This window comes from Desulfovermiculus halophilus DSM 18834 (assembly GCF_000620765.1).
In the GTDB taxonomy this organism is placed as follows: Bacteria; Desulfobacterota; Desulfovibrionia; order Desulfovibrionales; family Desulfothermaceae; genus Desulfovermiculus; species Desulfovermiculus halophilus.
The window spans coordinates 13,929-25,948 of record NZ_KK211185.1 but is presented as its reverse complement, the minus strand read 5'-3'; the positions used below and the strand labels follow the sequence as shown (position 1 = coordinate 25,948).

The following is a 12,020-nucleotide window of genomic DNA, read 5'->3' as shown; positions in this document are numbered from 1 at the left end:
CGGTGTGAGCCCCAGGGAGACCCCTCCGGAGGCCCCCTGGCTACTTTCAAGGGCTAATCATGTACCTAACTGCGGCTATGTATTATATGTCCATCAAAAATGCCAGCGCAGGCCCATCATGACTTGCGATCCACCAACATCCAAATCATTCTCCCCGTAATTTGTATCCAGAGACTTGTTTACATCACTGACAACAGGCTGATCCAAGTCCTCAACATCGACCCAGGAATATCTGTATTCCACAAATAGACCAACAGGCCAATCATACAGTCCCGCCCCAGGTTCAGTGAAGAGATAGACCTCCATGCCCCCCTGCACGTGGGCACCGAGACTAAACTCATCATTGTCGTTGGAATAGGACAATACTGCTGAATCGTAGTCAAAATCAGCATATGTGTAATAGATGTCCGGCCCGATTCCAGCATAAAGATACACATAATCACACAACGGCAGATACCCCTTCAACGTTGGCGACACATAAGTGTTCTGTATATCCAAGTCTGCAGAATCTCCTAAAAACAGTACATTGTGATACTTTTCCTTGGAAGAGAAATATCCCAAGCCTATTTCCAGTCCCAAGTAGTCGTTCAGCTCTCTTTCATAGGCCAACTCAAACATAAATCCAGATAAGTCATCTGCGTCATTGCCCCAAAAATCGAAAAAATCACTGTCTGGATAGAAGTGATACCCCGGTTTGATGGCCACTGAATTCTTCTTGGCTAAATGCCCTGAGTCCTGGGCTGCCCAACAAAAAGCAGGAAACAACGCAATAAGAACAAAAATAACAAACGCCCGCATACCCGCCTCCTTTATCAGTGAAACATCCAATCTCCCGCGCCTTAAACACAATACCTTTCTTAATCCCTGGCTTGATCAATCCTCCACGAGATCATAACAGGAACCGGCGGACCAGGATCACAAGGCCCCGAACTGATTCCCGTCATACCTGACAATATCCCGCCCAATGCGAACCCGGATCTTGATTTCCTCCCGGCCAAGGTGTGCGTCTTCACGCATGTCCTGCCAGCCGGGAATCTCCTGGGCCACTTGATAGGCCTGCTGAAGATACTCCGGACCGTAAAATATCAGAGTATGTTCGTGTCTAAAGTGCTGGGCATTGGTCAGCCTGACGACATGCTGCCCCTTTTCGGACAGGAACCTGCCCACTCGAGCGGCCATGCCCCGGATCCCATTGCCGTTGGAGATCTCAATTCCGGGTTGAGGATCGGGAGTGAACTCCTGGATGGGACATTCTTCCCCTGATCTCTGGGAGTCTGACTTGAGTGCAGGGGCCTGAGCCTGGACCGGTACTACCCGTTTCTGAGTCTTTTTTTCTTTCTCCGGCCCGGGCTTGACTTTGCCACCTTTCCGGCCCGGTGGTGTCTGTGTGCTTGCCGACGCAGCCACAACCCGGCTGGTATCCACCTCATTTCGGTATATATGCTTTTGATCTCCACGGGCTGTCTTAGAGCTGAGGTCGTGATCACCATTACCGACTGTCTGATGAATCAGCTCTGTGCTTTCAGGACCTGATTCCTGAGCATAGGCCAGGGCCAAGTGCTCCTTTGCCAAATCACTCTGTCCTGCCTGCTGAAAACATGTGGCCATTCTGGCATGGGCCTGGGAAGGCCCTTCTGCCGCGGAGAACTGGGCAAAGGCCCGGTGCATTTCATTGTTGTGGACATAGGCGAGGCCCAGGTTATTGCGAAACCGCACCGTATCCGGGCTGAGTTCCACAGCCCGGCTGAAGCTGGAGATGGCATTGCCCACATCGCCCCGCATCAGGGCCGACACCCCCAGATTGTTGTGGACCCAGGCCTGGTCGGGATCAATCTCCAGGGCCGCCTGGTAGCATTTTTCTGCCTGAACGTACTCGCCCAGGATGTCGTGGGACACCCCCATGGCGTTGTAAGCCCGAACATGCTGCGGGTTTGCGTCTACTGCCTTGGCCAGCTCCTGTACAGCCCATTGGTGCTTGCCCTTGTTTTGCAGATAGCGGCCGTATTGGTAGGAGGTCTGGGGATCAGAAACCAGGGGGTGGGCCCGAAAAGCCGGAAGGTCAGCATACCTTGAGGAGCATCCAGTAGGGACGGCTGCCAGAAGGAAAGCCAGACAAATAGCCGGAAGGGCCGTCAATCCGAGATGAAACACCGGCATACGATGAAGCAAAGCACACATGACCACCCTCCCCTACCCCTTCATTTGCATGAAAAACTGTTATTAGTTATTCGTTAATAGTTATCAGGATCAGATTGGGTAGCGACTCCCAGTCGGTATCGAAATCGGTATCGAAATCGTTTGTATGCTTCGTTAGCGTAAGCGTACCTGCGCCTTGGCTGGAAAACCAAGCCCGTTTTTTCAGCTCTCCTATGCACCGCGTGGTAACGATGAAAGAGGGCAGGCATTACGCGCAGACGCGAAGCGCTGCCCCTACAACAGAGAGCCAAGGTCATAACTCAGTTAAAGTTATATCCCACAATTTCGACATCACCCCGGTCCTCGGACAGGCCCGGGCTGCTCAGAGGGCTCGCCAGTCCGGCACTCACTTGTGCACTTTGAACGTCTGTGCAAAGCACAAAGGCTTGGTCTGCAAGTGGTGCCGGGCCGGGCAATGATTAAAAGGGATTTCCGCTTTCAGCTCTTCATGTCAGATTTTTCAGCTTTCAGCTTCCCGCATCCCAGCATTCCCAGCATTATAGCGTTTTTTCAATTTTCCCTCTTACTGGCCTCTGATCTCTGATCGCTGAGCTCTGTCTTATGATCCCAGAATTCCAGCCTCCCCCTTACCCCTCCGCCCTCGGCCCTTGCTCCTAACTCTTCCCGCTTTCAGCTTTCAGCTTCCCGCTCATCACTCCTCCCTCACCACTCCCTGCCGCAGCTACTCCGGGCCTGCGTCTCTCATCTTCACCCCTGCCTTGCTCAAGTTTGCATTGGCCACGGAATAAAACGTGGGCTGCAGTGCGATGGCCTTTTGAAAGTACCTTTCCGCCAGCATGGCATTCCCCCGCTGCAGATAAACGCAACCCAGGTTATTATAGGCTTGGGCGTTACTGCCGGCCTTTTTGAAACATTCCAGGGCCTCGTCAAACCTTCCCTGTCCGGCCAGGGCCAACCCCAGATTATTGTACACCCTTGGCGAATCGTATCTGTTGCGCAAGGCGCGCATAAAAGACTGCACCGCCTTCCCTCCCTCTCCGGCCAGGGCATACGCCACTCCCAGATTATTGTGCAGCTCACCGTTGTTCGGCCGCAAGGCAACTGCGGCCTGAAAAAACTGCGCAGCCTGGACATGGTCCTTTTTTCCGTCCGCGATAATGCCCAGCAGATTGTGTGCCTGCCAGACATCTGAATCCAGCCGAATGGCCTGATGCAGATGTGTCGCGGCCTCCTTCTTCTCTCCGGTCTTGTACAAGGACAAACCCAGGAGGTAATGGGCCATTGGCCGCTCCGGCTTGGCCTGAGCCGCTTTGTGTAAATACCCAATGGCTTCTCCCGGCATGTCGGAAAGAACAAAAAGCAGACCGAGCTTGTATGTCAGATCCATATTTTCCGGTTCCTTGGCCAGGGCCTTGTCGTAGTGGATATAGGCCACATGGTAATCCCGGCGCTTCAGGGCCATGTCTCCCCTGTGCTCCAGCTCAGGGGCTGACAATGCGTTCAGTTCCCCGATATTGCTGTTGGCCGCCATTCGCTCCAGGGAGCTGGTGCCGGAGAATTTCGGACCGCTGGACAGGGAACGAGAGTCCATGCCTCCGGAGGTTGCACAGCCCACGAGGCCAGCGGACAGGAGCAGAAGGACGACCAGACTCAAACCTTGCAGGAAGCGAAGACGGTGAGGCATATGAACTCCATATTAAGTAAGAACGGACAGCGGTTGAGGGCAACCGCGTCCTACAAAAGAACCAGCCCTCGGAGATGGCCGGCCTGCTGTGAAGCACTGGCATTTTCCGGGCTGGTTCTCCCCGAAATCAAGCCCCTGCATTGGCCTCGTTTCCAACAAGAGGGCAGGCATTGCGCGCAGACGCGAAGCACTGCCCCTACAGACTGGTTACTTGTTATCGGGTATTCGTTATCAACCAAAAGCCAGCAATCCACTACGCCTCTATCCTTGTGGCTAGTCATTCCCGCAACCCGAGACCTCACACTTCTTTCTCGGTCCTTGCTCCTCTCTCCGGCTTTGAGCTTTCAGCTTTCAGCTTTCCACATACCCCTCGGCCCTTGCTCCTCTCTCCGGCTTGAACTTTCAGCTTTGAGCTTTGAGCTTTGAGCTTTAAGCTTTCAGCTTCCCCTCGGCCCTGGCAACAGCTGCTCACTGCTTAATAAGCGCCTCAAAGATCTGGATCACAGCCGGTCCGAGAATGACCACGAACAGAGCGGGGAAAATAAACAGAGCACAGGGGAACAGGAGCTTGATAGGCAGCTTGGCCGCCTTTTCCTCAGCCCGCTGCCTGCGCTTGGTCCGGAACGTATCTGCATAGATGCGCAGGGTGTCGGCCATGCTGGTCCCGAAGCGGATGGTTTGCACCAGGAGACCGACAAAATTCTTTACATCGTCCAGATCGGTGCGGATCCCCAGATTGTTCAGGGCCTCCTGCCTGCTCTTGCCCGCTTTGACCTCCAGGGTATACATGCGCAGCTCATCGCTTAATGGAGAATTGCTCAGCTTGATCTCTTTGGAAACCCGGCTGATGGCCCCATCCAGCCCCATGCCGGCTTCCACGCAGACCACCAGCAGATCCAGGCAGTCCGGAAAACCCCGTTCCAGACTGTGTGCCCGCTTGCTTCGCTTCAGCCGGAGCCAGAAATCCGGAAGATACAGCCCGACCAAGGCCGCGATAAGTGCTCCGCCCATGGTGTAGGCGGTATTGAGCAGAAAATGAAACCGCAGCTCCAAGGCCAGGAAGGCAAAGACACACAGGACACACAACAAGGTCTTGATTCCCCAGAACAGGGGGACAATATTCGGATGCCGAATCCCGGCCCGCAGGAACCTGAGCTTTGCTGCCGAATACTCTTTGTCCGAAATGCCTTTGGACGCCTTTTGGCCCATAAAGCTCAAGGCCTGAGTCAGCTTGGCGATCATCCCCCTGGCCTTGTCCTGGTCATCGCGATCAGCGGAAGCCGTAGCCCATTGTCCGGAGCTGTCCTTGATCTTGCCCAAAAGCACCTTTTTCTTCTTCAAGACCTGCATATAATGGTACAGCCCCATCATGCACAGGCAAATGCTGCAGAAGGCAATGACCGCAACCAGCATGGGGAGGGATATAGTGGGCATCATAGGCCTATCCTGCTCTTGGTTATTGTTATCTGTTATCAGTTATCAGTTATCGGCTGTAATCATTAACTTTGGCCGAGCAAATGCCGGGATAAGATTCCCGCTTTCAGCTTTGAGCTTTGAGCTTTCAGCTTCCTGCTTCTCCCTTGGCCCTCTGCCCCAGGTCCTGATAACCGATAACATCTATCTTCCAACGAAGAACAAAGCACAAAGAACGTTCCCAGCTCACCGCTTCCTGCCGCTTTCCCCTTCCCGATTCTTGTCTGACCTCTGATCTCTGAACTTCTGACCTCTGACCTCTGACCTCTTACTTCTGACTTCTGACTTCTGTCTTCTGACCTCTGATCTCTGACCTCTGACTTCTGTCTTCACTCCCATGCCCACTACGCCTCAATAACCACCAATTTCTTGACCACCAGCATGCCGAGGACCATCATGATCCCCGCTCCCCAGAGCAGGTTCTGGCCCAAGGGAGTGGCGTACAATGTGGCCATGTATTCCGGGTTCAATGCCTGGATGGCCAGGAAAACAACAATGGGCAGCAGAAAAAGGACCACGGCAGACATTCGCCCCTCGGCAGACAGGGTCTTGACGTGATTCTGGAACTTGAACCGTTCCCGGATGATCCGGGCGTTGCTTTCCATGATCTCGGCCAGGTTGCCCCCTGTCTCCCGCTGCATGATGACCGAGACGACAAAGATCTGCAGATCCGCGCAGTCCACCCGCTGGGCCAGATGGCGCAGGGCGTCCGAGACGCTGACTCCAAAGTTGATTTCGTGAATTGTGGCGGCGAACTCTATGCTGATTGGATCGTCCATCTGATCAGCAGCCAGCTTGAGCCCGGACGCAAAGGCATGACCTGCCTTGAGGGAGCGGGCGATGAGCTCCATGGCTTCGGGCAGCTGGTGGCGAAACCGTTCCATGCGCTTGCGTTTCTTGAACATCAGATAGCCCCAGGGCAGGCAGGCCCCAACCCCGCCTGAAAGCAGAATTGCCGCCCCCCCTGATGCAGCGACCAATGCCGGAAAGGCCCCAACCACAGCCAACAGCAGGGAAAAAAGGAGAAAGAACCCCACAGAGTATTGGGCATTGGCCTGTTCCTTGAGATTTTTCAGTCTGCGGACAAAGGTGATTTTCTGCAGTATTCGATTCAGAAAAGGAACATCACTGTAGCTCTCCTCGCGCAGGATGGAATTCAAGACCGCTTCCTGCTGCTGAGTCGGCAGCTGTTTGAGCCTGCGCTTGACGTACTGCCGGTCCGGCCTGGTGATCAGCCGGCGGGAGTAGAGGGCAAGCTCGATAATGGACACAGCGACCAGGAAAATGACCAAGCCCAGGATGAATGGATGCATGGGGCACCCCTTGTGAGGTTATCTGTTATCAGTTGTCAGTTAACAGGAAAGAATCACCGGTATCTTATAGCTTCTGTGAGATCTATTGAAGAAATGGAGCGCCCAAGAGCAGATTTCCCAAATGATGAAATACCGCTAAGCCTCTTTGCATTTCTTGCCAGCCGGGCTTTACCTACTCCCTCCTGACACCGTGGGATAAGGAAGCTCTCCCTATTCAACCACCCCTTAGTCCCCTCCTTGCGAAGGAGGGGAGTCTTAACCGTCTGATCTGGCTTGAATTCTCCGAGCACGATACTTGATTAACTGGATGACTTTATAGAAAAATTGAGCAGACAACCCCAGCCTTCTTGACTCCCCTCCTTGGCAAGGAGGGGCAGGGGTGGATGGGATTGTGACTCACAAACCTTATTCACCTCTTTCCAGCCTCCGCTTTCCATCTCTGACTTCCAACTTTGAGCTTTCATCTTTGAGCTTTCAGCTTTCCTCTTTGAGCTTTGAGCTTTCAGCTTTCAACTTTGAGCTTCCAGCTTCCAGCTCCCCCGCTTCCCCCTTGCTCCTCGTCCCTTGTCCCTAAAACTCATCCAGCCCGGTAAACACATCCTTGGGCAGGGTAATGCCCCATTCGTTGAACCGGTCCAGAAACCGGGGCCGGATGCCGTGAAACTGAAACCGGCCCTTGACCGATCCGTCCTTGGCCAGGCCCTGCTGCTTGAAGGAAAAGATCTCCTGCATGGTGATCACATTGCCTTCCATGCCGGTTATCTCCTGCACGCTGAGCAATTTCCGTTTGCCGTCCGAGAGTCGGCCCAGCTGCAGGACCACATCCAGGGCCGAGCTGATGTACCGGCGCAGAAAATCACTGGGAATCTCGAAGTTGGCCATGGCCACCATGGTTTCCAGCCGCATCAATCCGTCCCGGGGGGAGTTGGCGTGGATGGTGGTCAGGGAACCGTCGTGCCCGGTATTCATGGCCTGGAGCATGTCAAAGGACTCCTTGCCCCGCACCTCGCCCACGATGATCCGGTCCGGCCGCATGCGCAGGGAGTTGATGACCAGATCCCGCTGGGTCACCTCGCCCTTGCCTTCAGTGTTCGGCGGCCTGGTCTCCAGGCGGACCACGTGCTCCTGCTTGAGCTGCAGCTCAGCCGAGTCTTCAATGGTTACAATCCGCTCATTGGCCGGGATGTATCGGGAAAGGACGTTCAGAAAGGTGGTCTTTCCGGAACCTGTTCCTCCGGAAATGAGCACGTTCAGCCGGCAGCGGACGATACCCTTGAGCACTTCCGCCATTTGCGGCGGCAGAGCCTCATGTCCGATGAGGTCATCCATCTCCAGAGGGACCACAGCAAATCGGCGGACGGAGAGCATGGGACCGTCCAGGGCCAGGGGAGGAATGATGGCGTTTACCCGGGATCCGTCCGGGAGCCTGGCGTCGACCATGGGCGAGGACTCGTCCACCCTGCGGCCCACCGAGGACACGATCTTGTCAATGATCTTCATCAGATGATCGTTGTCCTTAAACCGGGCATCGGTCTTCTCGATCTTGCCGAAGCGCTCCACATATATCTGGCGATAGGAATTGACCAGGATATCGGATATAGTCGGGTCCTGCAGCAGGGGCTCCAAAGGGCCATAGCCCAGGACTTCGTCCGGGATCTCGCTGATCAGCTTTTCTTTTTCCTGCAGGTTCAACGGCACCCGCTGCCCGGGTTCGCGCAGGATCTTGTCCACCAAAGTCCGCAGTTGACCGCGCAGCAGATCATGGTCCATGGTTTCCAGCTTGGAGATATCCACCTGATCCAAGAGCCGGTCGTGAATCCTGGTCTTCAGCTCATAATATTCCTCCGGAACTGGAGAATCCATGACCTTGAGTTTGGCTGCTGTAGGCATAAGCGCATCCTTTTCTGGTTAAAAACCTGCTGAGCTGCGACAACAAAAATGTCGGCGTATCGTTGCAATCACGTTCTCAATATCTTCAAAAACCATCCTGTTCTCAAATCTGAGCACTATCATGCCTAAATCTTGTATATATGCTTGTCTCTGAACATCGTATTCCCGGCGCATAGCATTATTGTGCACCTCTCCATCCAACTCAATGACCAGACTTTCCATGGGACAATAGAAATCTACTATATATGGCCCCAAGCTTTGCTGACGCCGAAACTTTCGTCCATCAAGCTGCCTGCCTTTCAATACGTTCCATAGCCGAACTTCTGCCGGGGTCATTTCCTTTCGTAGCTTCTGCCTGAGCCTTTTCTGTTCTGTGTTGTTGTGCTTTGGAGATGACATAGGGCAATGTATAAAGATTATTGGTTATGCATCATTATGCAGAATAAGGAAGTTATCACAATTCAACCACCCCTGTGGTCCCCTCCTTGCGAAGGAGGGGACTCTTAATCGCCTGATCTGGCTTCTTTTCTGAGATTGCTGGAACCCGTAAACCGAGAAGATAAATCAAAAAATGAACATCTAAGCTTGACCTTCTTGACTCCCCTCCTTGGCAAGGAGGGGAGTAAGGGGTGGTTGGGACAATGGTCCTCAACTTTACCGAAAAAACCACTTCCTACCCGCCTCTTTCTTCCCTGCAGCTTCCGGCACAAGTTTGGCCGCAAGCTCCTGAATGCTCTTGGTCAATTTGTGTTTGGCCCCGACCTGCACAAAGGGCTTGCCCTGATTGATTGCAGACAAAGCAAACTTGTAGTCTCCAGGCACACTCCAGAATATCTTGGTCTTCAGGCTTTGCTCCGCCTCCTGCAGGGACACTTCACTTTTGCTGTCGTTTCGATTGATGACCACTTTCAGCTTGTGCTCCGCATCCGGCACAATCTGCCTCAAGCTGCTCATAATTCTGTTTGTATTGGCCAGATACGGCAGATTAAGCTGAGAGATCACAAGCACAGTGTCTGAAGCAAGAACGGCCTGCTCTCCCAGATCGTTCAGGGAATGCCCGGCATCAATGACCACTGTGTCGAACATGCTTCGAAGCAGGGAGAGCATCTGGCCGAACAAATCCCTGATCTCCATAAAATTGCCGTTCACATGCTCAGGCCCGGGAAGAACATTCAACCCTGTTGCGTGCTCAAACAAAACATTGCGCAGAAACGTCTCGTCCATCCGCTTAATATTCCGGGCAAGATCTCCCCAATTGTACTGATGGGTGAAATTCAAAAACAGGGGCACCTCGCCCAGATTCACATTTATGTCCATCAACAGGACAGATTTGGTTGGATCCCGCTGGGCCAGGGTAATCGCCAGATTCACTGCGATACTGGTCGTGCCCGCTCCCCCCTTGCTGCCCAGGACAGTAACCACCCTTCCCTCTCGATCCGGGACATCATCCTCGCTGTGCTTTTTGCGTCTGGACTGGAGCTTGGTCAGTGCTTTGGAAAGCTCATCGTCATCCAAGGGTAATGGAAGGAATTCCCTGACTCCCACCCGGATGGAACGCAGCAGCACATCCTGCTCTGTGCTGGCTGAAAGCAGAAAAACATCCGTCACAGTGCCGGAATCAATCAGCCCCTGAATGGCCTGAAAATCCTGTTCCGGTGAAGAGCTCAGCTCTGTAATCAGCACATCTCCGCTAAGATCCAGGCTATACTCCGAGACAGCTACATCCCGCATCGCCAGCAGAACCTTCTGCACCTGACGTTTCAGGTTGGAAGTCTGAATATCCAAGAGGACTGTGAGCTGTGTGTCTGTCATGGCAAAATCCTGGGGTGTATATTACATGATTCTTAATATTTAGTTCTTATTCTACAAGTCCAGGAATTGTTCCGTAAATTCCAAACCATTGACCAGCTTCACCGCGAAAATCCTTTGCAACACAGCTGACTTTTGCAATTATGTCATGTTCTTCAACTTTTTCAATTACTATATCAGTAACACCTATAATTGGAATGGGCTTATTTGGATTATCACAATTATTCCAGTCGTAAACAAATACAGTTGCTGACCATGTTGTATCGTCACCATCTTCATCCCTTGTTTTCATGTAATCAAAAACTTCCTCAAAATCTGTTTGAGCTGGCTGAATTAATACTGCTCCTGGCTCCCCACCCCACATTCCGAATTTTGTTACGCCAGAATATATTTCAGGTGATATATCTTCATCATTAAGTATTTTATCAAACAACTTTCTTAACCCGGAAGGAGATTGACTATTTGAGTCATCAAACGTAGCAGTGAAACCTGCACATCCGTCAATCGTTCCAGTTGGAGAAAAACCTATGTTTCCTCCACAAAAAGTTCCTCCATCAGCACCCTGATGTATATTAGAAGGGTCAAACCAATATTTTGATATACCGATCGGTACAGTGACCTCTCCAGGCTCCCAATACGATTTTGCTGAAAGAGATGCTATAGCATGTGCGGCTGAATTCAGTTGTTCTATGTCCAAAATTTTTCCAAAAAATGAACTATTATTTCCTGAAGATTTAACGTGCACAGCATTTGGGAATTGACCATTAGGACATGTATCATTAAATTTTGGTTCAAAATCAGTTCCATCCCAACAACCTATCTGAATCGTATCTATAGTGCTTTCTTCTCCAAATACATTGTTTTGTTTTCCTGTGCTGTCAGAGACATTTATTATCTGACTATCCCATGAGGTATCGTAACTTATTCCATTATCATAATACATACGCCCAAGTTCACTAGCCCCGGCTAATGCCGCAGCATCTGCAGCATTTTGGGATTCATTTCGAGCTGCCATAAGGAATCCAACATCAACTGCAAGTGCCGCAAACCCAAGCAACGCAATCATTGCAACAGCTACCCAAATCAACACAGCACCTTTTTGATTTTCGTTCCTATATTCTGTGAGGATATTCTTTAACATATCAATCTCTCTTAAAGTATTTTAATATTAATTCTTATAAGAACAGCCTTTTTCATAACGCATTTTTGCTCTGGAATTTATATTTATTGTTTCCCATTCTGCAGGCAACAAAGCAGGTAGAGCTAAAAATGTATAAGTATATGAGAAATCAACAATAAGGCTATCACCAAAACAAGCATCAGAAATCGATATTTCATTATTATTTGAATCAACAGCAATAACAATTGGGTCATCAATTGTTTTGTCATTTCCAAAGGTTATTAAATGCTCTCCTGAATAGTCTTTTACACGACCTATGACATCTGAATCCAAATAATTATTTGCTTTTACAACAACTCCATAGCGTGCACCTTCTCTAGCTGCATTAGTTAATACATGTTTGTTATACATAAGTAATCCAAATTCTATTGTTCCAAATAGAATAATTAATAGCAAAGGTAATACAATAGCAAATTCTACTAACACGCCTCCTCTTTCTTTTTTGCTACACTGAAAGCAAAAACCAGAAAAGAATACATCTGTTGTTGACATGATATTTGTTTTCATGGCCATT

10 protein-coding genes are annotated in these 12,020 nt (G+C 51.1%); all 10 read right to left on the bottom strand.

All coding sequences use genetic code 11. The annotated features are described in order from the left end of the window. Window positions 1–93: 93 nt before the first annotated feature. Window positions 94–798 (bottom strand): outer membrane beta-barrel protein, encoded by a 705-nt coding sequence (locus N902_RS0114470; RefSeq protein WP_027371480.1) that lies wholly within the window; start codon window positions 796–798, stop codon window positions 94–96. 117 nt (window positions 799–915) lie between these two features. Next, a complete protein-coding gene (locus tag N902_RS0114465; RefSeq protein WP_084288469.1) occupies window positions 916–2,178 on the bottom strand; it encodes a LytR C-terminal domain-containing protein in 1,263 nt (420 codons plus the stop codon). Window positions 2,179–2,878: 700 nt separating this feature from the next. Further along, entirely contained in the window at window positions 2,879–3,841 is a 963-nt protein-coding gene (locus N902_RS18950; RefSeq protein ID WP_051564633.1) for a tetratricopeptide repeat protein, read from the bottom strand. Between the two features lie 468 nt (window positions 3,842–4,309). Beyond that, entirely contained in the window at window positions 4,310–5,278 is a 969-nt protein-coding gene (locus N902_RS0114450) for a type II secretion system F family protein (protein ID WP_051564632.1), read from the bottom strand. 380 nt (window positions 5,279–5,658) lie between these two features. Beyond that, window positions 5,659–6,627: a type II secretion system F family protein gene (locus N902_RS0114445; protein ID WP_027371477.1), complete on the bottom strand. Its 969-nt coding sequence runs from the start codon at window positions 6,625–6,627 to the stop codon at window positions 5,659–5,661. Between the two features lie 570 nt (window positions 6,628–7,197). After that, the gene (locus N902_RS18165; RefSeq protein ID WP_051564631.1) at window positions 7,198–8,517 is read right to left on the bottom strand and encodes a TadA family conjugal transfer-associated ATPase; all 1,320 of its coding nucleotides are present in this window, start codon (window positions 8,515–8,517) and stop codon (window positions 7,198–7,200) included. Between the two features lie 18 nt (window positions 8,518–8,535). Continuing rightward, window positions 8,536–8,916, bottom strand: a complete 381-nt coding sequence (locus N902_RS0114435; RefSeq protein ID WP_027371476.1) for an endonuclease domain-containing protein — start codon at window positions 8,914–8,916, stop codon at window positions 8,536–8,538. A gap of 255 nt (window positions 8,917–9,171) precedes the next feature. Continuing rightward, entirely contained in the window at window positions 9,172–10,329 is a 1,158-nt protein-coding gene (locus N902_RS0114430; RefSeq protein ID WP_027371475.1) for a CpaE/TadZ family protein, read from the bottom strand. Between the two features lie 46 nt (window positions 10,330–10,375). Beyond that, window positions 10,376–11,467: a pilus assembly protein TadG-related protein gene (locus tag N902_RS19945; protein WP_084288467.1), complete on the bottom strand. Its 1,092-nt coding sequence runs from the start codon at window positions 11,465–11,467 to the stop codon at window positions 10,376–10,378. Window positions 11,468–11,494: 27 nt separating this feature from the next. Beyond that, window positions 11,495–12,019, bottom strand: coding sequence for a TadE/TadG family type IV pilus assembly protein (locus tag N902_RS19550; protein WP_208596342.1), 525 nt, complete (start codon window positions 12,017–12,019; stop codon window positions 11,495–11,497). Window position 12,020 lies beyond the last annotated feature (1 nt).

Bases quoted from the DNA above. Each gene is read 5' to 3' on its own strand.
- N902_RS0114430 (WP_027371475.1), bottom strand. From the start codon at position 10,329: ATGACAGACACACAGCTCACAGTCCTCTTGGATATTCAGACTTCCAAC.
- N902_RS0114450 (WP_051564632.1), bottom strand. From the start codon at position 5,278: ATGATGCCCACTATATCCCTCCCCATGCTGGTTGCGGTCATTGCCTTC.
- N902_RS19945 (WP_084288467.1), bottom strand. From the start codon at position 11,467: ATGTTAAAGAATATCCTCACAGAATATAGGAACGAAAATCAAAAAGGT.
- N902_RS19550 (WP_208596342.1), bottom strand. From the start codon at position 12,019: ATGGCCATGAAAACAAATATCATGTCAACAACAGATGTATTCTTTTCT.
- N902_RS0114470 (WP_027371480.1), bottom strand. From the start codon at position 798: ATGCGGGCGTTTGTTATTTTTGTTCTTATTGCGTTGTTTCCTGCTTTT.
- N902_RS0114465 (WP_084288469.1), bottom strand. From the start codon at position 2,178: ATGTGTGCTTTGCTTCATCGTATGCCGGTGTTTCATCTCGGATTGACG.
- N902_RS18165 (WP_051564631.1), bottom strand. From the start codon at position 8,517: ATGCCTACAGCAGCCAAACTCAAGGTCATGGATTCTCCAGTTCCGGAG.
- N902_RS0114435 (WP_027371476.1), bottom strand. From the start codon at position 8,916: ATGTCATCTCCAAAGCACAACAACACAGAACAGAAAAGGCTCAGGCAG.
- N902_RS0114445 (WP_027371477.1), bottom strand. From the start codon at position 6,627: ATGCATCCATTCATCCTGGGCTTGGTCATTTTCCTGGTCGCTGTGTCC.
- N902_RS18950 (WP_051564633.1), bottom strand. From the start codon at position 3,841: ATGCCTCACCGTCTTCGCTTCCTGCAAGGTTTGAGTCTGGTCGTCCTT.